General features: G+C 56.0%; 19 protein-coding genes and 3 tRNA genes. 16 read left to right on the top strand and 6 right to left on the bottom strand.

Annotated features, from left to right (window positions below; all coding sequences use genetic code 11):
* Positions 1 to 57 precede the first annotated feature (57 nt).
* From CAUR_RS10575 to CAUR_RS10555, 5 genes are all read left to right on the top strand, one after another.
* A complete protein-coding gene (locus CAUR_RS10575) occupies positions 58 to 948 on the top strand; it encodes a carbohydrate ABC transporter permease (protein WP_012257890.1) in 891 nt (296 codons plus the stop codon).
* Positions 949 to 961: 13 nt separating this feature from the next.
* Positions 962 to 1885 carry a carbohydrate ABC transporter permease gene (locus tag CAUR_RS10570; protein ID WP_012257889.1) on the top strand — a complete coding sequence of 308 codons (924 nt, stop codon included), beginning with the start codon at positions 962 to 964 and terminating at the stop codon, positions 1883 to 1885.
* Positions 1886 to 1996: 111 nt separating this feature from the next.
* Positions 1997 to 4162, top strand: coding sequence for a glycoside hydrolase family 65 protein (locus tag CAUR_RS10565; protein WP_012257888.1), 2166 nt, complete (start codon positions 1997 to 1999; stop codon positions 4160 to 4162).
* Positions 4163 to 4245: 83 nt separating this feature from the next.
* On the top strand, positions 4246 to 4908 hold the full coding sequence (pgmB, locus tag CAUR_RS10560; RefSeq protein ID WP_012257887.1) for a beta-phosphoglucomutase: 663 nt from the start codon (positions 4246 to 4248) through the stop codon (positions 4906 to 4908).
* 646 nt (positions 4909 to 5554) lie between these two features.
* Positions 5555 to 6733 (top strand): CPBP family intramembrane glutamic endopeptidase, encoded by a 1179-nt coding sequence (locus CAUR_RS10555; protein WP_012257886.1) that lies wholly within the window; start codon positions 5555 to 5557, stop codon positions 6731 to 6733.
* Between the two features lie 299 nt (positions 6734 to 7032).
* Here the strand turns inward: CAUR_RS10555 and CAUR_RS10550 are convergent, their stop codons facing one another.
* Both CAUR_RS10550 and CAUR_RS10545 read right to left on the bottom strand, forming a co-directional pair.
* Complete coding sequence (locus CAUR_RS10550) at positions 7033 to 7986, bottom strand: lamin tail domain-containing protein (protein ID WP_012257885.1); 954 nt, start codon at positions 7984 to 7986, stop codon at positions 7033 to 7035.
* A 20-nt stretch (positions 7987 to 8006) separates the two neighbouring features.
* Positions 8007 to 8083 (bottom strand) — tRNA-Val (locus CAUR_RS10545).
* 45 nt (positions 8084 to 8128) lie between these two features.
* Between CAUR_RS10545 and CAUR_RS10540 the strand changes: the two genes are divergently transcribed.
* The 3 genes from CAUR_RS10540 to CAUR_RS10530 are packed head-to-tail and all read left to right on the top strand — an operon-like array spanning position 8129 to position 11770.
* Complete coding sequence (locus CAUR_RS10540) at positions 8129 to 9391, top strand: CCA tRNA nucleotidyltransferase (protein ID WP_012257884.1); 1263 nt, start codon at positions 8129 to 8131, stop codon at positions 9389 to 9391.
* Positions 9392 to 9421: 30 nt separating this feature from the next.
* On the top strand, positions 9422 to 10489 hold the full coding sequence (locus tag CAUR_RS10535) for a M42 family metallopeptidase (protein ID WP_242605129.1): 1068 nt from the start codon (positions 9422 to 9424) through the stop codon (positions 10487 to 10489).
* Positions 10490 to 10498: 9 nt separating this feature from the next.
* Positions 10499 to 11770 (top strand): S41 family peptidase, encoded by a 1272-nt coding sequence (locus CAUR_RS10530; RefSeq protein WP_012257882.1) that lies wholly within the window; start codon positions 10499 to 10501, stop codon positions 11768 to 11770.
* A 1181-nt stretch (positions 11771 to 12951) separates the two neighbouring features.
* Here CAUR_RS10530 and CAUR_RS10525 read toward each other — a convergent pair.
* Positions 12952 to 13027: transfer RNA gene (locus CAUR_RS10525), tRNA-Asp, on the bottom strand.
* Positions 13028 to 13104, bottom strand: a tRNA-Glu gene (locus tag CAUR_RS10520). It lies immediately after the preceding tRNA gene.
* Positions 13105 to 13341: 237 nt separating this feature from the next.
* Between CAUR_RS10520 and CAUR_RS10515 the strand changes: the two genes are divergently transcribed.
* From CAUR_RS10515 to CAUR_RS10490, 6 genes are all read left to right on the top strand, one after another.
* Positions 13342 to 14226 carry an acyl-CoA desaturase gene (locus tag CAUR_RS10515; RefSeq protein ID WP_012257881.1) on the top strand — a complete coding sequence of 295 codons (885 nt, stop codon included), beginning with the start codon at positions 13342 to 13344 and terminating at the stop codon, positions 14224 to 14226.
* 289 nt (positions 14227 to 14515) lie between these two features.
* Positions 14516 to 15982, top strand: coding sequence for a circularly permuted type 2 ATP-grasp protein (locus CAUR_RS10510; RefSeq protein ID WP_012257880.1), 1467 nt, complete (start codon positions 14516 to 14518; stop codon positions 15980 to 15982).
* Positions 15983 to 16047: 65 nt separating this feature from the next.
* Positions 16048 to 17001, top strand: a complete 954-nt coding sequence (locus CAUR_RS10505; RefSeq protein ID WP_012257879.1) for an alpha-E domain-containing protein — start codon at positions 16048 to 16050, stop codon at positions 16999 to 17001.
* A 34-nt stretch (positions 17002 to 17035) separates the two neighbouring features.
* On the top strand, positions 17036 to 17977 hold the full coding sequence (locus tag CAUR_RS10500) for a transglutaminase family protein (protein WP_012257878.1): 942 nt from the start codon (positions 17036 to 17038) through the stop codon (positions 17975 to 17977).
* 982 nt (positions 17978 to 18959) lie between these two features.
* Positions 18960 to 20345, top strand: coding sequence for a CUAEP/CCAEP-tail radical SAM (seleno)protein (locus CAUR_RS10495; RefSeq protein WP_012257877.1), 1386 nt, complete (start codon positions 18960 to 18962; stop codon positions 20343 to 20345).
* Positions 20346 to 20369: 24 nt separating this feature from the next.
* Positions 20370 to 21638 carry an ATP-grasp domain-containing protein gene (locus CAUR_RS10490; RefSeq protein WP_012257876.1) on the top strand — a complete coding sequence of 423 codons (1269 nt, stop codon included), beginning with the start codon at positions 20370 to 20372 and terminating at the stop codon, positions 21636 to 21638.
* A 45-nt stretch (positions 21639 to 21683) separates the two neighbouring features.
* Here CAUR_RS10490 and CAUR_RS10485 read toward each other — a convergent pair whose 3' ends face one another.
* Positions 21684 to 21986: an oxidative damage protection protein gene (locus tag CAUR_RS10485; RefSeq protein WP_044233591.1), complete on the bottom strand. Its 303-nt coding sequence runs from the start codon at positions 21984 to 21986 to the stop codon at positions 21684 to 21686.
* Between the two features lie 66 nt (positions 21987 to 22052).
* Here CAUR_RS10485 and CAUR_RS10480 point away from each other — a divergent pair, with 66 nt between their 5' ends.
* Entirely contained in the window at positions 22053 to 22943 is an 891-nt protein-coding gene (locus tag CAUR_RS10480; protein WP_012257874.1) for a methionyl-tRNA formyltransferase, read from the top strand.
* 157 nt (positions 22944 to 23100) lie between these two features.
* Positions 23101 to 24162: an STAS domain-containing protein gene (locus CAUR_RS10475; RefSeq protein WP_012257873.1), complete on the top strand. Its 1062-nt coding sequence runs from the start codon at positions 23101 to 23103 to the stop codon at positions 24160 to 24162.
* Between the two features lie 570 nt (positions 24163 to 24732).
* Here the strand turns inward: CAUR_RS10475 and bcp are convergent.
* Positions 24733 to 25200 (bottom strand): thioredoxin-dependent thiol peroxidase, encoded by a 468-nt coding sequence (gene bcp / locus CAUR_RS10465; protein WP_012257872.1) that lies wholly within the window; start codon positions 25198 to 25200, stop codon positions 24733 to 24735.
* Between the last annotated feature and the right edge of the window lie 23 nt (positions 25201 to 25223).

The following is a 25223-nucleotide window of genomic DNA, read 5'->3' as shown; positions in this document are numbered from 1 at the left end:
TGTGCAGCGGCCGGTTTTTCCGGTCGCTGCACCCCACCTGAGCACGGGAGGATTACAATGCGTTCGAGAATTGACCGCCGCAAAATTGTGGAAGCCCTAAACGGATACCTCTTCATTTCGCCCTGGTTGATCATTTTCGTCATCTTCAGTCTCATCTCGCTTGGCTACGCGGTCTACCTCTCGTTCACCGAATACAATCTGCTCCGACCGCCGCGCTGGTGGGGAATAGAGGGTTATCAGCGGGTGCTGGAAAACGAACTCTTTTTGACCAAAGCACTACCCAACACCTTCAAATATGTGCTGATTGTAGTGCCAATCCAGACCTTTCTCAGTCTGGTACTGGCCTTCGCGATGGATCAAAACCTGCGCTTTCAACGCTTTTTCCGAACTATTTTTTACCTGCCATCGGTCACTTCGTCGGTCGTGATTTCACTCATCTTCATCTGGATTTTCGCGCCACAGGGTATCTTTAACCAGATTACCGGCCTGACGGTCAACTGGCTTGACGATCCGCGTACCGCGTTTTACGTGATTATGGGCATGAATATCTTTACCACCAGCGGTACCTTAATGCTGATCTTCCTGGCCGGTCTACAGGATATTCCGCTGGCAGTCTACGAGGCAGCCGAGATTGATGGTGCCAATGGGTTGCAGAAGTTTTTCTACATTACTATCCCGATGTTGCGTCCGGTGATCTTCTTCGTGGTGACCGTTGGGGTTATCGGCTGCTTCCAGGTCTTCGACCAGATTTATGTTATGACCGCCGGTGGGCCACTGGATAGCACCACCACCATTACCTACCTGATCTACAAGTGGGCATTCCGCGACACGCGCATCCAGATGGGGCAAGCCTCGGCGCTGGCAGTGATTTTGACCCTGATTATCCTGGCCGTCACCCTCTTGCAGCGCCGGGTGATCGAGGGTAGCGGCAGCGGTGCTGAACGTTAGAAAGGTGAGAGCGATGGCAGTAACCACCCGTTCCCAACCCCAGGCCTACGAGCAGACTGTCTTCTTTGACCGGCTGCGCAAATATCTCTTCTTCGCGATGCTGGCCTTTTGGGCTGCGCTCTCTATTGCACCGCTCTACTTCACGCTGGTCTTCTCTTTCAAGCCGGTCGCTAATGCCTACACGCCACCCATCTGGTTGCCGATACCGTTTACGCTGGAAAACTATCAGACCATTCTCGGCACCTTTGAACTTTTCCCGCGTTGGGTATGGAATAGTGTTTTTATCTCGGTCATCGTCACCGCTTTCCGTGTGCTCTTTTGCGCGATGGCCGGTTACGCCTTTGCCCGCATTGAATTCCCGCTCAAGAACTTCTGGTTCAATCTGCTCTTGATTTCGATGATGATGCCCGGCGTGGTCACCCTCATTCCATCATTCCTGATCATTGGGCCGGGCCTGATCCGTGGTGGTCTGGAGCTGGGCGATCTCCGTATTCCCACTGGCTTCGGTCTGATCGATAATCCGTGGGGTGTGATCCTACCCGGCGTTGCCGATGCATTCGGCGTCTTTATGATGACTCAGTTCTACAAATCGTTCCCCAAAGAGCTGGAAGAAGCCGCGATGATGGACGGTTCGGGGCGCTGGGGAACATTCTTCCGCATCGTATTGCCTATCAGCCAGACTCAGTTGATTACGCTCGCCCTATTGACATTTCAGGGAGCGTGGAATAACTTCATGTGGCCGCTGCTGGTCTTGCGCTCGCCAGAGCAATTCACTCTGCCGATTGGCTTGCAGTGGTTCCGCGGCGAATATTACACGCTCTACTCGGTCATTCTGGCCGGCTCAATTTTCAACACACTGCCGATCCTGATCATCTTCTTCGTCTTCCAACAATATTTTGTGCGCAGTATCGCTGCCACCGGTTCAAAGGAGGGTTAATCGTCCGCAATCGTCGTTTTGTCACGTCGTACCAACGGGCAGCGCCGGGATGCGCTTGTTTCGCGGAGCTGCCCGCCTTCTTTTCGCAGTTTATATCACACGAGAACGGGTATGTGGATACTTGCTGAACCATCATTCGAGCCAACCAAACAACATCACAAAGAGACCATCTTTACCATCGGGAACGGCTATCTTTCGACCCGCGGTGCCTTTGAAGAGGGCTATCCTAACGACCGTCGCGCCACTTTCATCCACGGGGTCTTTGATGATGCGCCGATAGTCGTTACTGAACTCGCCAATGCACCCGACTGGCTGGCTACCCAGATTGTGCTTGACGGTGAGAAGTTCTCGCTGGCTAGCGGTACCGTTCTGGCCTATCGGCGTGAACTTGACTTACGGACGGGGGTGCTGCGCCGTGAAGTGCGCTGGCAATCGCCCCAGGGTCGCGCGGCCACCATCATCTTTACCCGCTTTGCCTCACTGGCCGACCAGCACCTGCTGGCATTGCGCTGCGAGATCATTCCTGAATTTGACGGGCAGGTTGAGCTGCGGAGCGCAATCAACGGTCAAACCGACAACGAAGGGTTGCTGCACTGGCGACCAATTGCCCAGGGTCAGCTCGCCGATGGCACCGTCTTCTTACGCACGCGCACCCGCAAGAGCGGGATTGAGCTGGCGCTGACCATGCGCGTAAGTGGTTCTGACACTGCAACCACCACCTTCTGGGATGTGGAGAATGTGCCAACCCTGCAACAGGTCTATCAGGCGCAGGCCGGTGTCCCCATCGTAGTGACGAAGTTTGTCGGTGTTGCCACGTCGCGCGACGATGCCAACCCCCTGGAGCTGGCGCATCGACACCTTCAGGCCGCAACTGGCTGGGATGAGGCGCTGGCGGCACAGCAGCAGGTCTGGGCCAAAGAATGGGAGCGCTGCAATGTGGAAATCGAGGGCGATGAAGAGGCCGATCTGGCCGTGCGTTTCAGCATATTCCAGCTCCTGATTGCAGCGCCACGTCACGACCCACGGGTCAATATCGGCGCCAAAACCCTCTCTGGGTTTGGCTATCGCGGTCATGCCTTCTGGGATACCGAAATCTTCATGCTCCCGCTCTTCATCTACACTGCACCAGACATTGCCCGTAATTTGCTGGACTATCGTTATCTGACGCTACCGGCTGCCCGCGCTAAAGCCCGCGCTGCCGGCTACGAGGGTGCCTGGTACGCCTGGGAGAGTGCCGACAGCGGCGAAGAGGTAACACCAACCTGGGTGCCGGATTTTCACGACAAAAAGAAACTGGCCCGCGTATGGACTGGCGATCTGGCGATTCACATCTCTTCAGACGTTGCCTACGCGGTTCAACAATACTGGCAGGCCACCGGAGACGATGCGTGGTACATCGAGCGCGGTGCCGAAATCGTTCTCGACACGGCCAAATTCTGCGCTGCTCGTGCTGAATGGCTGAACGACCGCGGCTGCTATGGCTACACCGATGTGATCGGCCCGGACGAATATCACGATCACGTCAACAACAACGCCTATACGAACCTGCTGGCGCAATGGAACCTGCGCGCTGCGCTGGAGACATTGGCCTGGCTTGACCAACACGCACCGCAGAAGGCTGCCGAGCTACGCCAGCGCCTCGATCTTACGCCTGAACGTTTACAGCACTGGCAAACGGTAGCCGAGAAGATGTGTGTAAACGTTTCACCCGACGGCTTGATTGAACAATTCGACGGCTTCTTCAAGCTCAAGGATGTCAATCTGGCCGACTACGAACCACGCACCAAATCAATGCATGAAATCTTCGGCATTGAGGGTGCCAATGAATATCAGGCCATTAAGCAACCGGATGTGTTGATGTTGCAATACTTGCTGCGCGAACACTACAGCGACAGCCAGATTCGGGTCAACTACAACTACTACACACCGCGCACCGATCACACCTACGGCTCATCGCTTGGCCCACCGATCCAGGCCATTGTCGCCTGCCAGATGGGTGATGTTGCCGAAGCCTACGAACACTTCATTCGGGCCGCACGCGCCGATCTACGCGATGTCCGTGGCAACGCCGGCGACGGTATCCACGCCGCGTCGGCGGGTGGTGTCTGGCAAGCGGTGGTCTTTGGCTTTGGCGGCTTGCGCGTGCATCCAGACGGGAGCTGGGACATTCAACCGCGACTTCCCCAACACTGGCAGCGTCTGACCTTCCGCTTTACGCTGCGGGGCAAAACCTATACCGTCACCTGCTACCCCGACGGACGTTACACCACTGCGTAACCAACAGCAGGAGTGCAATCCCCACCATTGCACTCCTGTTTGTTAATAGTTGTTTCACAAATGTGAACTAAAGGAATAGCTTTATGACAATTCAAGGGTTCATCTTCGATCTCGATGGTGTACTCACCGATACCGCTGAATACCATTATCGGGCCTGGAAGCGGCTGGCCGACGAACTTGGCATTCCGTTCACGCGCGAGGAGAACGAAGCGCTGCGTGGCATCCCCCGCCGCGAGTCGCTGCTCCTTCTGCTCAAGGGGCGCACCTACCCAGAAGCGGTACTCAGCGAACTTATGGATCGCAAGAACGGCTACTATCTTGAGTTTATTCGCGAACTATCACCACGCGATGTGTTACCGGGCGCACGCGAACTGTTGCAAGAGATTCGGGCTGCCGGGTTGAAGACAGCACTCGGCTCGGCGAGCAAAAATGCGCGTGAGGTGATAGAGCGGCTGGGCATCGCCGAATTGTTCGATGCCGTTGCCGATGGCTATAGTGTCACCCGCCAGAAACCGGCGCCTGATCTCTTCCTTCACGCCGCCGCACTCCTCAACCTGCCGCCATCTGCGTGTGTGGTTGTAGAGGATGCTGAAGCCGGCGTAGAAGCAGCGCTGGCGGGTGGATTTTACGTGGTGGGAATTGGGCCTCAGGAACGGGTAGGGCGCGCGCACATCGTGCTTCCGAGTCTGGCGGAGGCGCGATTGAGTGATCTGTGTCAGCAACTACTGCACTATGCAGCGGACTGAGTTCTGGTCTCAAACACCCGCTTAGCACATACCGACTCCGCAGAGGATTTCGTGCTGTGAAGCCTGTTTCCAGCCTGCCAGACCTGGCGGGCTGGAAACCTTTCTAATAGCGTGCAAGGCCTTTTGGGACCAGACAGAAGCACGTTCAGCAACCACACTCCGTCACCAGGACAACCTCATACCAAATCTTGCGCAACAATACGCATCGTTGAGGTGTGCCACCGACTCGTCGGTGGGTTGTCGTCAGCGTAGCAGGAGGGGCACGACATGCCGTGCCCCTACGATGCCTGTCATACCGGCGCTGGCGTCCAGCGGTACATCGTTCTGATGCAGGATCAGGGTAATCCCTGGTCGGTGTGGCATAATTTCTACTCTACCAGATTTGATATCACAAGGGCTTTCGCGACGTAAGGGCAGGGTTGCAATCCACTGGTTCTGCCACTTGCCGATCCGCGCTTTCCCACCGGCTCGCCGACCGGTAAAGGAAGCCCATTCTCTTCCAAACCCACCTCCCTCAAATGGTGGAGCTATATTCCCTCGTTGTGGTCTTGCGCAAACGAAACGGATCGGTCACACTGTTCGTATACGAACCATGTAATAATGCTTTTCAGAAGTATCACGTTACGCTGGTGGAGGAATTACAGCCATGTCAGAACCAATCGTTCTCTCAACCGAACAACCACCAACACCCTACCGGCCAAGGGCCTGGCTCGCTGGTGTGGGAATCTATATCTTCTTAGTGAGCATCGGAATCAGTATCGGTGGCGAGTTCGAGAGCTTTACTGCGGCAAGTTTTAATGTGCTTCCATTCGCTATCCTGGCAATTCTGGCCTACTTTGCCGGTACATCGTTCAACTGGGCATGGATCGCAACCGGCTTATGGTTGATGATCGTTATCGCTATAACTGCTCTGCTGACGTTCGGTTTTGGTGCTGTGAACATCATTGGTATACCTCTTGGCGATATTGATCCGGCGAATCCACCAGCGCTGACCCAATCTGCCCTGTTGAGTATCCTGATGCTCATACTGGGTATTTTTGGGGCGATTGGGATCGGGTTTCTTACCCTGCTACCGCCAGTGCGGCGGAGATTGGCACGATTCATTCCGATTGAACCAGCATCATTCGTGCATGCTATCGCCCTGGCCGCGATTGTCTCCATTACCCTGATGTTATTTGTCCCTCTCCTGCTCACCGGTGAACCACCACTTTTGAACTTGGTGCGCTCTCTCAGCGGCGAGGAACTTAATAATACCAATCCTGACGCCGAATTGCGTAATCAGATCTACGGACTGATCTGGACAATTCCGGCAGCACTTCTCGCCGTTGGCTTCGGCATTCGGCGCAACCTGTCCGCTACTCTGTCACGGCTAGGTCTGGTCATGCCGACAAGTCAGCAGTTCTGGAATGGGATCGGTCTTGGGATTGGGTTGGCCATCGCAATGTTGTTTCTGCTTAGTCCGCTGCAAGAGTGGATCTGGCAGAGTCTTGGCTGGCCGACGACTGACGAAGATGCCTTCCTCGAACTCATGTCATACGCCATCAGTCCGATAGGTGCTGTTGTCATTGGGGTGACTGCCGGGTTGGGCGAAGAGCTGGCAATACGTGGTGTCTTGCAACCACGCCTGGGCATCTTGCTCTCCAATCTCTTCTTCGTCAGCCTGCACGCTTTTCAGTACCACTGGGATGGTCTGCTCGTAGTGTTTGCCATCGGCATGATCTGTGGTCTGATACGAAAGTACACAAATACAACGACCGCGGCTCTGGTGCATGGGACGTACAATTTTGTACTGGTAATGATGGCAGCGCTCGTCGAAAAGCTGTAACAACCGGTTCACGTATCCGTAGGGGCGGATTCAAAACCCGCCCTCGCCCATTCACATTGCCATACGAGGGATGCGGCGAGCGCGGGGGCAAAGGGTACGCCTTAGATCGTGTGCTATGCACTGGACGATACCAGATTTGATATAACACAAACAATGCGCACCTGACCATCCCGGATCACGGCCAGATCGCTTTCTTTAACGCAGGTAGAGGTCAATCGCTTTGTCGTGCATGCCTGCCAGCATCACGGATGTGTGACAAGGCTCACTGTCACACCATGTTCGTACATAAGCGATTACCATCAGGGAACCTGATACGCACTGACCAGACGCCCCTGCGCATCAAGCAATTGTGCAATATCACCGGTGCGCCAAACCGCCTCGTCACGTCCCCAATAGAAATTACCAACACTTAGATTATTGGTTCCAGGACCGGTGAAGACGTAAAGATCAACTTCTGGTGAGAGAATAAAGGGGGGAAAGACAAAAGTCGGCCGTTCAGGCCGCGAGATATTGACAATCCGCCAGCCAGCAATACTGATATCGTTCTCTTCTAGCGAATACAGATTCACATATTCATCGTTCAGCGAGGATGTATCTGGATCATACGGAAAAACCTCAATCGTGACTGCCAGACCGGCCGGTTCGGGGGTGGTGGTTGTTGTCGGAGTCCTCACCGATGTGGGAGTTGGTGTCCTCGGCGAAGCTGTGGCAGTTGCTGTTGGCGTGCCATTTGCCTGACCAGTCGCCGTCGGTGTGCCGATCAACGGCGTGGTTGGTGTAGCAGTTGGCCTGGTTGGTGATGGCACGGATGCCGTAGCCGTCGGTATAGCCGGCAAAGCGGTGGTTGGGCGTGCGATAGCGGTTGCAGTTGGGAGAGGGGTTGCAGTTGGGAGAGAGGTTGCGGTTGCGGGAAGTGGGACATCGACGTAACAGAGCATACTGGCCAGAAGTTGCTGGTTACTCCGCAGCCTTACCTCTACCGGATAGATACCGGGAGGTTCGTTAACCCGCAGGGGGATACGCCAGTTACCGGCAGGATCGCTAAACCCACCACCAACGACTTGCCCGGCAAACAGGACAATCAGGCCCTGCAATGGCGGCGCATTACTACCACTAAGGACAACGGTTTGCTGCCGTGGACACGACAGAGCCTCTGGTTGAGCGTAGAGGCGATAATCGAGGAAAAGGATAGAGCTGGCCGCAACCAGTATCGCTACAAGGAGAGTAATTGGGTAGTAACGCTGCTTATGCATGGGGCGTGTTACAATGAATGTGGTGGGCGATAGTGGATTCGAACCACTGACCTCCACGATGTCAACGTGGCGCTCTAACCAACTGAGCTAATCGCCCGACGGTCAATATCGTATCATTGAATGCCTGCTCTGTCAAGCGCACATGAAAGATCTGATAACGCGACTCGATCCCAAATTACAACATCTGCTGGCTCGTGCTGCCGCCCTGGCCGCAGATGTTGGCGCGACATTGTGGCTGGTTGGCGGTGTTGTACGCGATCTCTGGCTTGAGCTGCCGATTGGCCGTGACATTGATCTGGCTGTTGAGGGAGACATCAATCAACTTATTGTTCCTTTAGCGGATGCCTGGGACGGTACCATCACGGCGCGCCACCCGGCGTTTGGGACGGCGACGATCACTGTCGGGCACTGGGTGATCGATCTGGCACAGACGCGCACCGAACGTTACCCCAAACCCGCAATACTACCCGAAGTGCAGCCGGCACCCCTAACGAAAGACCTTTACCGACGAGATTTCAGTATCAACGCCATGGCCGTCCAGATTATTGCCGATGGCGATCAGCTCTTATCGGCGCCGCTCATTGACCCCCTGGGTGGAGTTGCCGATCTGACAGCCCGCCGCCTGCGTCTCTTGCACGATCAGAGCCTGCGCGATGATCCAACTCGCCTCTTGCGCGGGGTACGATTAGCCGCACGCCTGCAACTGACGCCCGATGCTGCAACAGCCGCTCAGATCGCCGACGCACTGGAAGCAGGTTACCTGGCCTTGCTCTCACCTGAACGGATACAGACTGAACTCTGTCTGACACTGGAGGAACCCGATCCGGCTGCTGTGATTGCACTGGCCGATCAATGGGGACTCACCCCTCACGTCATCCCCGGCCTGCACTGGACGCCGGCTCTGGCCGAGCGGCTAAGCCGCTATCGCCAGGACACCAGCGAGATATCCAGACTGGCACCGGACGGATTGGTAATCGCCGGTCTCGTGCTCTACGACCTGAGCGATGATGCACTGACACAGGTTCTACATCGCTACCATCTTCCTGCGCCGGCAAGGAACCTGATCCAGGACCTGATCGCACTACGCCCGCACATCGCTACCATTGCCGCCGCTACCAGTCCGAGTGCTATCGATACGTTACTACAACCCTATAGCATAGCTGCGATTGCTGTGCTACACTACGCGACAGAAACTTCAATTCAGCAAGTGGTATCACGCTATTTACACGAATGGCGACCATTGCGCCCCCCACTCAACGGCGATGATCTGCGCCATTTAGGGGTACCAACCGGCCCGCAAATTGGGCAACTTCTGCGCCGGCTGCGCGCAGCTACACTCGATGGCCTGATAACAGATCGTACAACTGCCGAACAATGGGTTCGCCGGCATCTGGTCGATTCCTGATAGGTGAGAGAGGAAAAATCTGTGGATGCAATGCTGCAACTCTTGAAAGATCTGACCGAGGCTCCCGGCGCTTCCGGCTATGAGAGTCCGGTTCGCGCAGTCATGCGCCGGTATCTGGAGCCGGTCGGCGAGATTGAATTCGACCACCTGGGAGGTATTATTGCACGTCGGACAGGAGTCAGCGATGGCCCACGTATCGCGCTGGCTGCTCATCTCGATGAAATTGGGTTGCTGGTGACCCGGATCACCGATGATGGATTTCTCAAATTTCAACCACTTGGGGGCTGGTGGGATCACGTGCTCTTAGGGATGCGGGTGGATGTGATTACCCGCCAGGGAGCCATTCCCGGCATGATCGGCGCTAAACCACCTCATATCCTCGGCAACGATGAACGGAGTCGTCTTGTTGACAAGAAGACGATGTACATTGACATTGGCGCTACGTCGCGCGAGGAAGCTATTGCCTGGGGGGTACGACCAGGAGATGCTGTTGTGCCATTTGGCCCACTTACCCCACTGCGCAATCCCGATCTGCTGATGGCTAAGGCGTTAGATAATCGCGTTGGTTGTGCAATTGTGGTTGAGACATTACGTCGCTTAGCCACCGAACACCATCCCAACATTGTCTTCGGGATCGGCAATGTCCAGGAAGAGGTAGGGCTGCGCGGTGCCGCAACAACGACCTATATTGTCAAACCTGACATTGGCCTTGCGATTGATACAGCCATTGCCGGTGACACCCCTGGCGTCGGCGCTGACGACGCTATGAGTCGACTCGGTCAGGGGCCGGCGATGCTCTTGATCGATGGCTCACTCATTGCTCACTCGGCCTTGCGCCATCTCGTGATTGATGTTGCTGCTGAGGAGGGGATTCCGCTGCAATTTGATCTGATGCCCGGCGGTGGCACTGATGGTGGCCGGATGCATCTCTTCGGCAGTGGTGTGCCCACAGTCGTGCTTGGGCCGCCGGTACGCTACATCCACTCCGCTTCGGCCATTGTGCATCGGCGTGATGTAGAGCAGACGGTACAGTTACTCCTGGCCCTGATTCGACGCCTGGATGACAAGACAGTTCAACGATTGCAATACGAGGCGTAAGTAACCATCATGAATAGCGTGATTCGACTCCTTCAAGCCCGTCTACCACTCTGGCTGACAATACCGTTGCTGTTTATAACGCTTATCGGTGGTACGAGCAGCGGCATCTGGGTCGGGATATGGTTGAGTTCATCACAAAGCCAGCAGACGGCCACCTGTCCCGAAACCGATGCCATCTGCGCCGACTTTGCCGTCTTTTGGGAGGTCTGGCAACTGGCGCGTGAACGGTACGTTGATCCGACGGCTGCCGATCCGGAACGGATGCTGGAAGGCGCAATTGACGGAATGGTAGCGACACTCGGCGATGAGGGGCATACGCGCTTTTTGACGGCTGCCGAAGCCGCACTGTGGCAGGAATCGCTGAGTGGCGCATTTGAAGGGATCGGCATTTACGTGGGTGAACGTGATGGGTCATTGCTGGTGCTGGCCCTGATTGAGGGGTCACCCGCAGCCGCTGCCGGTTTACAACCGGGAGACCGGATTCTGGCTGTTGATGGAGCCTCGGTTGCAGGCTGGTCGATTGATGAACTGGTAGCACGGGTGCGTGGCCCGGCAGGCACAGCGGTCACGCTAGAGGTGAGTCGTCGTGATGTTGACACGCTGCGGTTTACGATTACGCGGGCCAGAATTACGGTGCCGAGCGTGAGCTGGGCGCTCCTTCCCGACCGGATTGCTTTGATCCAGATAACGTCGTTTGACGAGCAGGCAGCACGCGGCTTGCGTAACGCACTCACTGAAGCGCAAGCCGCCGGCGCCGAGCGGATCATTCTCGATCTCCGCAATAATCCCGGCGGGCTGCTGAGCGCCTTACTCACCATTGCCGGTGAATTCTTGCCAGCCGAAACACCGGTGTTAATCGAACGGGGTCGTGATGGCAGTCAGCGAATCAATGCCACGCGCACTGCCGGGATTGCCCAGGATATGCCAATGGTCGTCTTGATCAATGGTGGCTCGGCCAGTGCCGCCGAGATTCTGGCCGGGGCATTGCAAGATGCCGGTCGGGCAATCCTGGTGGGTGAGACAACGGTAGGCACCGGTACGGTGTTGACACCTTTCCGGCTCAAAGATGGTGCCCAACTCCTGCTCGGCACCCAGGAGTGGCGTACACCGGCCGGACGACAGATTCGTGGGGTTGGAATTACGCCTGATCGCGTCGTTCCTCAACCTCTGGAAGCACCTATCCTGTCGCCTTCCAGTATTCGTAGCCTGAGTGCGAACGAACTGGCGAGCATTGAGGATGCCCAGTTACTGGCAGCGATTGCCGTCTTCAACGAGCGCTGAGCGATCAGAAGCCGAATGAGTGACGGATAGATTGCTCATTCCGCAGCAATGCTGTGACAGACCAGATAGCCACCTGACGTGGCCGATCAGCGGCAAGAAGTACCGCCTCCACCAGGACAGTGTGTTCGCGCTGCATGGTGGGCGGTACGACTGACACCCTCTGATATACGTGGACTATGCATTACCCACATGTCACGCTGCGTTAGGCCAGGCTGCAAGCACTCTCCGTGGCGCGGGCTTCCAGCCCGCGTGCTGGCATCATCGCCACCGCTGTCAGGTGCTGGCCGTGGCCGCTGGTGCGCAGGCACGAACCAAGTGCAACAACACCGCTACGCCCAGGTATCGCATGTATGCCTGACTGACTCGATGATTGTCACGAGCACATCCAGTACCGCCGTGACCAGGATGGGGAACGGTGGGGCACGCGCCGGATCGTGAGCACGGCTGCTGCGGCAGCATGGCTGCCGCACTCCATACCGCGCGACACGCACATGATGCGTGCGTAAGGCAACCCATCCGGCACGTGATAGCACGGCTGGAGCTGCGCACCATCACCGGGCCAATCGCCCACAACAGCACCCATAGCGATCATACCCGCTGATACGCATGTGGTTGACACCAGGTATGGGGAATGCATAGCGGGGGTGGGAGATGGGAGGGCAGACGTGTGATCCAGGGCTTCCTGATAGGGTAGACGTTGTGTTCGATCATCTGTCCTGGCCGTCCGTGAATGCCGCCAGGGGCGGGAGCTTGCGCCTGGCTCCTCCTTCAGCACTGGTGCCGGCACCATGCGCGCCGGAGGCGCGCGCTCCCAGCTCCCGGCTGGGGAGCACGCCCGTCATGTCATCACTCTCCCGACCCGCTCCGGCACGCGGGCAATGCAGTATGCGAGTTATGGGTAATGCATAGGATATACGTGATGGGGGGTAATTGGCCGCCTGGCAGTGCGTCGCTACCGCACACGAACAGATGATACGAGCGGCGTTCCATCCCTCTCTACATATAGCAGGCCGTAGCACCTGCACCAGGATGACTATGGCGCTCTGAAGATTGGGTGGTATGATTGACTCCATGACATGAGGGTAAACCCAGACTGTTCAGTAGCCCTATTGAGTTATACAGCAGACGTTGAATAAACAAAGACAGCCGGTGTATACCGGCTGTCTCTGCTTCCGCCTTGTTGGCGGGCCCGACGGGATTCGAACCCGCGACCTCCACCTTGACAGGGTGGCATCCTAACCGCTAGACGACGGGCCCTGGTGACCCCAGCGGGATTCGAACCCGCGATCTCCACCTTGAGAGGGTGGCGTCCTGGGCCGCTAGACGATGGGGCCAACCCGCTCAACACGCTGGGAGTATACCACAGGTTCGCAAAGATTGCAAATCGGGCTTACGACCGAACATATCATCCCCGAATCGGTGCCGTATTGGCTCAGGCGTGACTGTAGTCATCCCTGATTATCGCAGCCGATGACTAAAGATTAGCCACCCGCTACTTCTCGCTGCGACCGTATCACCCTATTCTTGTGATAGGAAGAACATATTTTGTCAGCGTTCGAGGAGATCATCATATGGCACGCACCGTTCCGGCAACCGAACCAAAGTTGGAGAAGTCGCCACTTGAAAAGTTTGTGGTTCTGCTGATTGTCGTTTTACCGTTTCTGGGCACTATTTATGCGATGGTCATGCTCTGGCAGCAATATGTGGACTGGCTCGACGTGACGTTGATGCTGGTGCTGTACGTGATTTCTGGTCTGGGCATTACCATCGGCTTCCACCGCATGCTCACCCACAAGAGTTTTGAAACCAGCCGCCCACTCAAGGCCCTCTTTTTGATTATGGGATGTATGGCCCTGGAAGGTGATCCCACATCGTGGGCTTCCACCCATATTCAACACCATGCCCACTCTGACGACGAAGATGATCCGCATAGCCCGCTTGAGGGTCTCTGGCATTCGCATGTCGGCTGGCTCTTCACCCACAAGAACAATATCGAAATGTATGGCAAATGGCTCACCAAGGATCCGACAGTGGTCTGGGTAACCAAGACGTGGTACGTGTGGGCAGCCCTCGGCATTATTATTCCAACCCTGATCGCCGGTTGGAGCGGTTTAATCTGGGGTGGTCTGGTACGTATCTTCCTGACCCACCACATTACCTGGAGCGTCAATTCGATTTGTCATACCTTCGGTCGCCGCGACTACAACACACGCGATGCCAGCCGCAACAACTTCATCGTTGGGCTGCTCGCCTTCGGTGAAGGCTGGCACAACAATCATCACGCCTTCCCCCGCTCGGCCTTCCACGGTCTGCAATGGTGGCAGGTTGACATCTCGGCCTATATCATTCGGGCACTAGAGAAGGTTGGGCTGGTGTGGAACGTGCACCGTGTGAAGCCAGAGGATTTGCGTAAGCGCCAGCGCACCCCGGCTCTGCACGAAGTGATGGGTGACTGATCAGTACATAGTTTACAGTTCGGAAGCGCAGTGCAATCTCTTGCACTGCGCTTTTGTTGCAGATGTGACTATTCTTGCTGTTGGCAGGCTGTTTTCCTGACCAGAGCACAAAATCCTCTCACCCTGATCTCCCCATTTGACGAAGATCGACATAAGTATTACCATTGTGCGCAACACGTTTGCTGGCAAGAGAAGACGAGCGGGCAGCGTCGCCCACGGCTGGCCGGGCACAGGTGATCATTCATAAGAACGCGGTGCATGATGAATACCGCAGGTGGATGCGACGCATATGCCTGAGCAACAAAAGTCTGTTACCGGTACATCACTATTTGAACGCTACACCCTCTCCCAGGCCTACGACGAGATGTTCACCGCCGAGGGGGATATACGCCCGGCCTACAGTGAGCTGGCACGTCTGTTGTGCAGCATTAGTCCCGCTGAATTGCAACAACGGCAGCGGTACGCCGACCTGACCTTCCTCAATCAGGGTATCACCTTTACCGTGTATGGTAATGATGCAGGGGTTGAACGGGTCTTTCCCTACGATCTGTTGCCACGGATCATCGCCGCCGACGAGTGGCAACACATCGAACGCGGTCTGCATCAGCGGATTGTGGCGTTAAATCTCTTCTTACACGACGTATATCACAACGAAAACATTTTGCGCGATGGGATCATTCCCCGCCATCTGGTCTACAGTTGCCGCCACTATCGGCGCGAAATGCGTGGTCTGACGGTTCCCCGCGGCGTCTATACTGCGATTGTCGGGACTGACCTGGTGCGTTTGCCTGATGGTCAATTTGTCGTTTTGGAAGACAATCTGCGCGTACCCAGTGGGGTAAGCTACATGCTCACGAATCGCGCGGTGATGAAGCGAGCGCTACCCCGTCTGTTCGGTGCGTATGGCGTTCGCCCGATTGACCACTACGGCCAGGCACTGCTCGCCACTTTGCGCGCACTGGCACCGGCTCATCGCCCCGAACCGACTATCGTGCTCTTGACGCCCGGCGTGTTTAATTCGGCATATTTTGAACACACCTTTCTGGCTCGACAGATGGGGATTGAGCTGGTGGAAGGGCGTGATCTGCTGGTGCATAACAACATCGTCTACATGCGCACAACCAAAGGACTGCAACGGGTCGATGTAATCTACCGCCGAATCGATGATGATTTTCTCGATCCAATGATCTTCCGGCCTGACTCTGTTCTTGGTGTCCCTGGGTTGTTCAACGCTTACCGGGCAGGGACTGTGGTCCTGGCTAATGCGATTGGGACTGGCGTTGCCGATGATAAAGCTATTTATGCGTATGTGCCGGACATTATTCGCTATTACCTTGGCGAAGAGCCAATCTTACCGAACGTAACAACCTATCTGTGCGACCGACCTGATGAGTGCGCGTATGTGCTTGAACACCTTGGTGATCTTGTGGTTAAGGCAGTGGGCGAGTCGGGCGGTTATGATATGCTGATCGGGCCGCACAGCACCCGTGAAGAGCAGGCCCAGTTTGCCGAGCGCATTCGTGCACAGCCACGAAATTATATCGCGCAACCGACATTGCAGCTCTCGCAGGCGCCGTGCTTTATTGATGGCGTTATCGAACCACGCCACGTTGATTTACGGCCATTTGTGCTGTTTGATGGTGAGCGAACGACAATTGTACCGGGAGGATTGACTCGGGTGGCATTGCGACGCGGCTCGCTGGTGGTCAATTCGTCGCAGGGCGGCGGTAGCAAAGACACCTGGGTGCTGTACTGACGAGGGATCAGGGCCGGTCAGCGGAATGCAGGACAGGAAAGCAATGATACGGATGCAGGAAATGTATGCTCTCGCGCGTTGCCGATAACCTTTTCTGGATGAGTCGCTACCTCGAACGAACCGAGCATACCGCTCGCCTGATTGGGGTTGGACTGACCCAGATTCTCGATCAGACACCGCAAGCCCTCGTACCACGATGGCAGCGTCTGTTAGCCGCCTTGCATGTTGAACTGCCAGGCGATAGTCTGAACGATCTGCAAAGCATTACTCGTCTCTTAACTACTGATGCGACGAATCCGGCCTCGATCAGAGCCTGTATGGCACGGGCACGCGAAAATGCGCGCCAGGTACGCGAACAGATCAGTTCAGAGATGTGGGAGCATATCAATCAGCTCTACCTGAATGTACAGGCGATCAGTATCGAGCAAATCTGGCAAGACGAACCGGTCGAATTCTATCAGATGATCAAAGAGCGGCTGCACTTAATTCAGGGCATTACCGATGCTACCATGAACCACGGTGAGGGCTGGCGTTTTATTCAGGTGGGGCGTTATCTCGAACGGATTTGGGCAACAACGCTGCTGCTCGAAGTCTTCTTCCGGCCCTATTTAAGCGGCAATGAGAGCACCATTGATGCAATTGATTGGGTTGCACTGCTGAAGTGTTGTACGGCGTTTGAAGCCTATTGCAAGGTGTATACTGCCGATGTGCAGCCGGCGCGTGTCGCCGAATTTCTCTTGCTCAATGCCGAAAGTCCGCGTTCGATCAGATTTGCCGCCGATCAGGTACAGATGAGCCTGGAACAAATCGGTCAGCTTGCCGGTACCCGTCACGCGGCACGAGCCGAACGATTGGCCGGGCGTCTCCGTGCCCAACTCGATTATGGTCAGGTTGACGAAATTATCGCCGATAACCTGCTGCTCTTTCTCAGCCAGATTCGGCAACAATGTAGCGCAATCCATGATGCGATTTACCAGGCCTACATCAGCTATCCGATTGATCAGGCACTACCGCAGTAGGGCCTGGATATAAGCGCTTTGCGAGCGTCGGTATATGTACTACTCGATCCTGCATAAGACGCGCTTTCGCTACAGCGCGCCGGTGACCGAAAGTCAGACTGAAGTCCGCATGTGCCCGCGCGATGAAGGGTACCAGCGACTCGTAGAGTTTCATTTAACCACCGCTCCTTTTGCCCGTATCAACCACTACCGCGACTGGCTTGGCAATGAGGTCTACCATTTTGACGTTGCCGCAGCACACCGTCAGTTGTTAGTGATTGCCGAAGCGGTCGTCCAGATGTTCCCTATCCCGCCATTACCTGATAAACTCGATAACACTACCTGGCAGATGCTCGATCTACTGGCCGAGCGAGGGGAGTGGTGGGATTTCTTAATGCCCAGTCATTTTATTCAAATGACTCCCGCCTTGCTTGATCTGGCCCGTGAACTTGGGGTAGAGCGGCGCACCGATCCTCTGAGTCTGTTGCGCGAGCTAACCCATCAGATGGCCCAAACCTTCGCCTACGCGCCGCAGACAACCCGCGTCGACTCGCCAATCGATGAAGCATTGCTGGCGCGGCGTGGTGTGTGCCAGGACTTTGCGCATATTATGATTGCCCTGGTACGGCGGGTCGGCATTCCCTGTCGTTATGTCAGTGGCTACCTGTTTCATCGCACCGAAGATCATGATCGTTCGGAAGAAGACGCCACCCACGCCTGGGTAGAAGCCTTCTTGCCGGAATTGGGTTGGATTGGATTTGATCCGACAAACGATCTCATTGCTGCGGAGCGGCATATTCGCGTGGCCGTTGGTCGCGACTATGCCGATGTACCACCCACTCGCGGTATCTATCGCGGGCAGGCCAGCAGTCAACTGGAAGTAGGAGTGAAGGTGCTCCCCGCCGCGGTACATATTGATGAAGCCGAAGTTCTGCCGCAGATCACGACCGCCAGTGTCCAGGCCGAACTGGCTGCTCAGCAGCAACAGCAGCAGTGATCCGATGTGTCGTTTTCCGTGCTGACGTGCTGCCGACGAACTGCTGAGGGAACGTTGCAGGTGCACGAGCATCTGGAAGCCCTCAACCCCGGCCCTCTCCTACTCATAATCATAACCCAGGTTGCTACCTTTGCCACCACAGAGGATGGGTATAAGCCGGATTGCTACCATGAGTCGTGACAGAGCGCGTCGATGGGAACCGGATGCGTCCCACATCGTTCAATCCAGGTACGCCGCACAATGTTGCGCACAACGTCGTGCTGTTCATCCTGGAAGTCAGCCTCTGTGGCCTGATCACAACACAGGTGGCAACCTGGGTTCATCATATCTTGATGGATACTGTGAACCATTGTCGCGGATACGATTCGGTATTCGCGCCACGGCGTCGATACCGCTCCCCGTGGAGAGAGCAGGTGGCCCGCACTCGTCAATCGCCGGTGCCACTGCTATGGGACGGAAAGAGTGATGATTTGGATAGCATCTATTGCAAAAAACATTGACTAGATTCATTACAGATCGACTCAATGATTGTGGCGAGCACATACAGCATCCTCGTGACCAGCATGGTCAACGGCGTGACACGCTTCGGATCGTGAGCACGGCTGACGCGGCAGCATGGCTGCCGCACTCCAAACGTCGCGACACGTGCCTGATAAGCGTATTACGGCGAATGGGTTGCCTGGAGCGATGATTTCCAAACGTCGCGACACGCACATGATGAGCGGGCAAGGCAACCAATCCAGCGCGTGATGGCGCCGAAGAAGCTCATTAGCCCTCCCTGCTGCAATACCGGCAGCCTGGGAGCAGGATATACCGGCGTTGACGATGGGCAAGCGTTCATGCGCCTGTGCGACCGTCTGGAAGTACGACAGCACAGCTTTTATGAAATACGTTCTCGTGTGTCTGATATTACACCAGATTTGATGTAACATCCTGATGGCCCGCTGTTCGTCAACATCTCAGTTTGGAGTACAATATCATCATGAACGTCTTACTTATCTCAACCTATGAACTTGGCCACCAACCGCTCAGCCTGGCATCACCCGCCGCGTGGCTACGCCGGGCAGGGGCAGATGTGGTTTGTGTTGACACCAGTGTCACACCGTTGACGGCAGAAATGGCCGCCAATGCCGCACTAATCGGAATCTCGGTACCGATGCACACGGCCACCCGGCTGGCGTTGGATATGTTGCCACACCTGCGGGCAGCAGCACCAAACGCATATATTGTCTGCTACGGACTGTACGCTCCGCTCAATGCCGCAATCCTGCATCAGGCTGGGGCCGATTGTTGCCTGGGTGGCGAAGTTGAGGAACAGCTCACGGCGATCTGGCAGCACATAGCCGCCGGCAAACGCCCGTCAGTTGCCGACACCATTCTCCTCAATCGGCTCGATCTCATCCCGCCTGACCGGAACGGCTTACCGCCTCTCGACCGCTATGCAACGTTGATCAGCGGTGGCAAGACCCATCTGGCCGGGTATACCGAAACAACTCGTGGCTGCAAACACCTCTGCCGTCACTGCCCGGTTGTCCCGGTTTACAACGGGCATTTTCGCGTGGTACCGCGCTCAACCGTGCTGGCCGACATCCGGGCACAGGTCGCTGCCGGAGCGCGCCATATCACCTTTGGCGACCCGGATTTTCTGAATGGCCCCGGCCACGTCTTACCGATTGTGCGCGCTATGCACGCCGAGTTTCCCGACCTGACCTACGATGTCACGATCAAGATCGAGCACATCATTCGGTATGCTCATCTGTTGCCGGAACTACGCGCAACCGGCTGTATCATGGTCGTGAGCGCCGTTGAAGCGCTCGATGACACCATCCTGACCCGCTTTGCCAAACGTCACAGCCGGGCCGATGTGGTGCGTGCGGTTCAGCTTCTACGGGAACACGATATTGCCCTGAATGCAACATTCGTGGCCTTTACACCGTGGACAACACGCCAGGTGTATCGCGACTTTTTGCTTGGTATCGCTGAATTGGGCCTGATCGAGAGTGTTGCTCCGGTTCAGTACGGCTTACGGCTGCTCATACCTGAAGGATCGCGGTTGCTTGAGCTGCCCGATGTACAGGCGCTGGTTGAGCCGTTCGATCCGGAGGCGCTGGTGTACCCCTGGCGGCATCCCGACCCGGCGATGGACACGTTACAACGCGAGGTGATGGCGCTTGCCCAGTGCAGCGAGCAGTGTGGCGAGTCGCGCAGCAGCTTCTATCTGCGACTGCTCGACCTGTGTGATCGGATTATTGGCCCTGGCCCGCGCCCGGCGACCGTGCCAGATGCTGCACCGGTGCCAAGGCTGAGCGAACCGTGGTACTGTTGTGCTGAACCGACAGACAGCCAGTTGATGGCAAAATATTTGTAGCCTGTGTACGGGAATGCGACAGCTATGACCGAGATCGGTATGCGTCCACATCTGTTGTTGCTCACCACACCATCATCGTACCGGCTGCCAGCCTTTCTGGATGCAGCCGGGCGGATCGGTGTCCAGATAACGGTTGCTGAAGACACCCCACCCGCCTTGAGTCGGCCATTGCCGGGGCGCTTATTGATTGATTTTAGTGATCAGGCAGCAGCATTGCAGGCCATCCGCAATTTGCACGCTAACCAACCGTTGAGCGCTATCCTACCGGTTGACGACAGTGGGGTTGAACTGGCGGCGCTGGCCTGTGCCGATATTGGGCTGCCCTTCAATCGGCCAGAAGCCGCCGCTGCTGCTCGTGACAAACATCTGATGCGTCAGCTCTTCGCCCGTGCCGGAGTACCGTCACCGGCGTTTCGCCTCTGCACCACCGCCGACGATCTACCGACGCTGGTGCAGTCGGTCACGTTTCCCTGTGTTGTCAAGCCCCTGCGCCTCAACGGCAGTCGCGGCGTTATCCGGGCCGATAACCCGGCCCAGTGCCTCGCGGCAATCCGCCGCCTCGCCGCCTTGCTCGACCGGATTGAAGGGGCAGGGGTGCATGAGTTCTTGATTGAAGACTTTGTGCCGGGATTTGAGGTTGCGCTGGAGGGATTGATCGATCACGGCCAGGTACAGGTACTGGCGCTTTTCGACAAGCCTGACCCGCTCGATGGGCCGTTTTTTGAAGAGACGATCTACGTCACACCATCACGCCTACCGGAAGCAACGCAAGCGGCAATTTGTGCAGTAACCGCAGCAGCGGCCAGGGCTGTGGGGTTAGAGCGTGGGCCGTTGCATGCCGAGCTGCGGATCAACGAGTGCGGGCCGTGGATGATCGAGTTAGCTAACCGCAGCATCGGCGGTTTATGCTCGCGAACATTACGTTTCGGCACTGATGCCTCTTTAGAGGAATTGATTTTGCGCCAGGCTGCCGGTCTACCTGTGGACACCCTCAGTCGCGAGGGACAGGCGGGTGGGGTGATGATGATACCGATCCCACAAGCCGGTATCCTACGCGCCGTTGATGGAGTGGCTGAGGCATGTGCAATTCCCGGTATTGAGGCAGTCGAAATTACGGCACCGCTCAATTACCCGCTGACACCCCTACCAGAGGGTGACAGCTATCTCGGCTTCATCTTTGCTCGTGGTTCTGATCCGGCGACCGTCGAGTCAGCACTGCGCGCCGCACATGCCTGCCTGCGCTTCACCATCGTTCCGGCAATCGAGCTGGTGCCGTCTACCGTTAGCCTGTAGGGCAGAGCGGGAGTGGCACACACGCTAATAACTCCCACATCAGTCCTATTTGCGACGCGGCCCTCCCTTCGCCGGAGCAGCGGTTGGTGGTGTCCACCCTTCAGGCATAGGAGCATTTTCGCCGAAAAAGAACTCTTCCATGGCTTTCATCAGGATTTGCTGCGCATTCGGATCGCCTAAACTCAGGCCATAATGATTGATAATCAGCGTTGCCTGTTGTGGCCACAGTCGCCAGGCCTGGGCCGACACCTGTTCGTAGATGCGCTGCCCAAGCGGGCCAGGGAAGGGTGGCCGATCCAGACCGGGAAGTTCGCGACCGAATTTGACACAATGCACCATTCGCGCCATAGCTCTTTCTTTCGTGTGTACAAACGGTAATACCATGAGTATTATACCCGAAAGCAAAGTATAACCATGCGCATCGTTCTCTTTGCCATTCCAGGCCCGATGGCACTACCAGTCTTGCAGGGTCTGCTGAGGTTGCCGGTTGAGGTGATCGGGCTGGTGCATCCGGCACCGGCGGGTATGCCGGCGTTGACCCAGTTACCGGCGGCTGCACCTGCACGCAACCCTACGCTACTCGCACCGGCAACAGCGGCTACCATTGCCGATGCAGCCGGGATTCCGCGCTATGCCGTTCGGCGAGATGCTATTGCCGAGATCGGTGAGCAGTTGCGTCGGCAGAAGGTAGACCTCGCGATTGTTGCCTGCTGGCCCTGGCGCATCCCGGCAGCATTGCTTGAGATACCACGCTACGGCTGGCTCAACCTGCACCCATCGCCATTACCAGAACTCCGTGGCCCGGAACCACTCTTCTGGGCGTTGCGATTGGGCTGGACGCGCACGGCAATGACCCTGCACCTGATGGATGCGGACTTTGATCACGGCCCGATTGTCTGCCAGGAATGGTTTGATCTACCGCCCGGCGAGCGTCTACATACGCTGGAAACACTCGCCGGACAATGCGCCGCCACAATGTTACCGACCGCACTCAGCCAGATCACCAGTGCAGAGTGGCGACCGTCACCCCAGGCAGCGGGTGGCAGTTACTTTCCTTCACCCCGGACACAGGACTTTGTGTTGACTGCGGAATGGTCGGTACAACGGGCCTACGCCTTTGTGCGGGCAATTGCTGAATGGGGCATACCGTTTACCTTCATTGTGGCTGATGGTCAACGTGTACAGATTACCGATGCGGTTGAATACCAGCCTCATAAACATTTAGCAATGCCTGTCGTTGAACAAGATGGCCGACTGGCACTCCAGTTATGCAACGGCGTCCTGATAGGCATCGCGCCAGATTGAACAGAGCGGTAGATCGATTTTTTACCATATTTGTCAGTACACTGATAGCGGTGTTACAATTGCACAAATGTTTTTTGTTGATCCGCCATGTACGCATCTACACGCAGACTGATTGCAGATTACAGTTTTGCCTGTTTACGATGCCTGGAGATATGTCATGACGAACGTACAAACTCCCAACAATGCTCATACAATAGTTCAGCAATGGCGAGAGCAGATTCTCAGTAACCTGTTATGGGCACTAGTCGTTCTGGGGGGTATTGCGCTCATCGTTGGTTCGTGGGCAGATTACAGTGCGGCAGGTGAACGAGCGTTACCGTATATTGGAATATACTTCCTTACTTATCTGTCCATTGTCGTCATTTCTTTGGTACGACGCTTACAGGCAAAGATACGCGCTCTGCTGCTCCTGATTGTACTGGGAGCGATTGCGACCTTTCTGCTGGTAACGTTTGGACTGGTGGGGAGTGGACGCATTCTCTGGCTCGGTATTAATGTGCTGGCATTGATCTATTTTGATCGGTTGGGAAGTATCGTCGCGCTCATTCTTTCGCTGATCGTCATGATGATCACAGCAGCCATCTATGTGACGGGCAATGCGTCTTTTGTAACCCCAGAGACACTGGCCGTTCAAGATACCATCGAAGACTGGGCCGGTTCGATTGGACTGTATCTGGCCACCAACATGCTGACCCTCATCCCATTTCGCTATCTCCTACAACGGTTGGAAGGTCTTGCCCAGCAGGCGACTGCTGAAGCAGTCCGGGCCAGGCTGCACGCTCAACAGGTCGAAGTACATGCTCAGGAGTTAGAGCAACAAACAGCCCAATTACAGCGCACGGAACATATGTTACGGAACGTGGTGCAATCGCTGGAAACCCCAACGGTCGAGATTGCCGATCAGGTGTTGCTGGCACCGATTGTTGGTCAGATCGATCATCAGCGAGCTGATACGCTGTTAAAACGGTTACTCAGTGTGGTTAGCGAACGCCGCGTGAAGCTGATCGTGATTGATGTGGCGGGTGTGCCGGCCTTTGACACCATGGCTGCTCAGAGTCTGATGCAGACGGTGCAGGCGCTCCGGCTGATCGGGTGTGAGGCAGTGATCACCGGTATTTCACCGGCGATGGCGCAAACGATTACGGCACTGGGTATTGATATGAAAACGATAGCGACTGCCCGTTCCCCACAAGATGTATTGTTGCGCAACATGATGTAGGTGCAGATAAGAGGGAACGTGCCCAGATCAGACTCGACAGAGCGGATTTGGTATTAGACAAGTCTGGTCATGCAGACGATGTACCCGCCTGACACTGTGGAAGCGATTGCGGGGCGGTGATGAAGAACGCTACGGTATCGAGATAGCCGGGTCGGTTGATCAATGATCGCTGTCTAAAGACGCAGACCGGATCGCCGCACTAACCACGCTACACAACGGTTTCTCTGCTTTATCCCAGGTATCACGTGTCGCGTGTATTGAGTGCGGAAACAACGCTTCCGCACTCAATGTGACGCTCCCTAATCAGGGAGTGGGTCATACAGCGGCGTAAATCGCTCTCGCCATGGCACGCGGCGACTATAAGCCCAGCGCTGCAAGAGCGCGTTTGACACTATCGGCGGGACTCACTTTAATTTCAGCGCTACACAACGGTTTCTCTGCTTTATCCCAGGTATCACGTGTCGCGTGTATTGAGTACGGAAACAACGCTTCCGCACTCAATGTGACGCTCCCTGATAAGAGAATGGATTATACAGCTGCGTAAATCGCTCTCGCCATGGCACGCGGCGACTATAAGCCCAGCGCTGCAAGAGCGCGTTTGACACTATCGGCGGGACTCACTTTAATTTCAGCCTGCACAATGCGACCCTCTTCATCGATGACGAAGTGGGAGCGAATGATGCCCATATATTTCTTGCCCATCATCGACTTCTCGCCCCACACCCCATACGCCTCGGCAACACTGTGCTGCTCATCGGCTAACAGGATGAAAGGCAAGTTGTGTTTCGTTTTGAATTTGGCGTGGGATTTGGTGCCATCAGGACTGATCCCGATCACGACGGCGTTCTTTTCTTCAATGACCGGGTATGAGTCGCGGAAACCGCAGGCTTGTGATGTACAACCGGGAGTATCGTCTTTGGGGTAGAAGTAGAGAATAACCCGCTTGCCGCGAAACTGGCTGAGTGAGACCGGTTCGCCGGCTTCGTTCGGAAGGGTAAAGTCGGGAGCCATCTCGCCAACTTGTGGTGGTGTTGCCATACCTTTTGTTTCCTGATCTATCG

The sequence above is a fragment of the Chloroflexus aurantiacus J-10-fl genome (assembly GCF_000018865.1).
Classification (GTDB): domain Bacteria; phylum Chloroflexota; class Chloroflexia; order Chloroflexales; family Chloroflexaceae; genus Chloroflexus; species Chloroflexus aurantiacus.
The sequence above is the reverse complement of the archived record's forward strand: the minus strand, read 5'-3'. Positions and strand labels throughout refer to the sequence as shown.

Excerpts from the sequence above, each read along its gene's own strand:
- CAUR_RS10485 (WP_044233591.1), bottom strand. The coding sequence starts at position 21,986 with ATGGCGCGAATGGTGCATTGTGTCAAATTCGGTCGCGAACTTCCCGGT.
- CAUR_RS10515 (WP_012257881.1), top strand. The coding sequence starts at position 13,342 with ATGGCACGCACCGTTCCGGCAACCGAACCAAAGTTGGAGAAGTCGCCA.
- CAUR_RS10565 (WP_012257888.1), top strand. The coding sequence starts at position 1,997 with ATGTGGATACTTGCTGAACCATCATTCGAGCCAACCAAACAACATCAC.
- CAUR_RS10575 (WP_012257890.1), top strand. The coding sequence starts at position 58 with ATGCGTTCGAGAATTGACCGCCGCAAAATTGTGGAAGCCCTAAACGGA.
- CAUR_RS10495 (WP_012257877.1), top strand. The coding sequence starts at position 18,960 with ATGAACGTCTTACTTATCTCAACCTATGAACTTGGCCACCAACCGCTC.
- CAUR_RS10475 (WP_012257873.1), top strand. The coding sequence starts at position 23,101 with ATGACGAACGTACAAACTCCCAACAATGCTCATACAATAGTTCAGCAA.
- CAUR_RS10500 (WP_012257878.1), top strand. The coding sequence starts at position 17,036 with ATGTACTACTCGATCCTGCATAAGACGCGCTTTCGCTACAGCGCGCCG.
- CAUR_RS10540 (WP_012257884.1), top strand. The coding sequence starts at position 8,129 with ATGAAAGATCTGATAACGCGACTCGATCCCAAATTACAACATCTGCTG.
- CAUR_RS10570 (WP_012257889.1), top strand. The coding sequence starts at position 962 with ATGGCAGTAACCACCCGTTCCCAACCCCAGGCCTACGAGCAGACTGTC.
- CAUR_RS10505 (WP_012257879.1), top strand. The coding sequence starts at position 16,048 with ATGCTCTCGCGCGTTGCCGATAACCTTTTCTGGATGAGTCGCTACCTC.
- CAUR_RS10530 (WP_012257882.1), top strand. The coding sequence starts at position 10,499 with ATGAATAGCGTGATTCGACTCCTTCAAGCCCGTCTACCACTCTGGCTG.
- CAUR_RS10480 (WP_012257874.1), top strand. The coding sequence starts at position 22,053 with ATGCGCATCGTTCTCTTTGCCATTCCAGGCCCGATGGCACTACCAGTC.
- CAUR_RS10535 (WP_242605129.1), top strand. The coding sequence starts at position 9,422 with ATGCTGCAACTCTTGAAAGATCTGACCGAGGCTCCCGGCGCTTCCGGC.
- bcp (WP_012257872.1), bottom strand. The coding sequence starts at position 25,200 with ATGGCAACACCACCACAAGTTGGCGAGATGGCTCCCGACTTTACCCTT.
- pgmB (WP_012257887.1), top strand. The coding sequence starts at position 4,246 with ATGACAATTCAAGGGTTCATCTTCGATCTCGATGGTGTACTCACCGAT.
- CAUR_RS10490 (WP_012257876.1), top strand. The coding sequence starts at position 20,370 with ATGACCGAGATCGGTATGCGTCCACATCTGTTGTTGCTCACCACACCA.
- CAUR_RS10510 (WP_012257880.1), top strand. The coding sequence starts at position 14,516 with ATGCCTGAGCAACAAAAGTCTGTTACCGGTACATCACTATTTGAACGC.
- CAUR_RS10555 (WP_012257886.1), top strand. The coding sequence starts at position 5,555 with ATGTCAGAACCAATCGTTCTCTCAACCGAACAACCACCAACACCCTAC.
- CAUR_RS10550 (WP_012257885.1), bottom strand. The coding sequence starts at position 7,986 with ATGCATAAGCAGCGTTACTACCCAATTACTCTCCTTGTAGCGATACTG.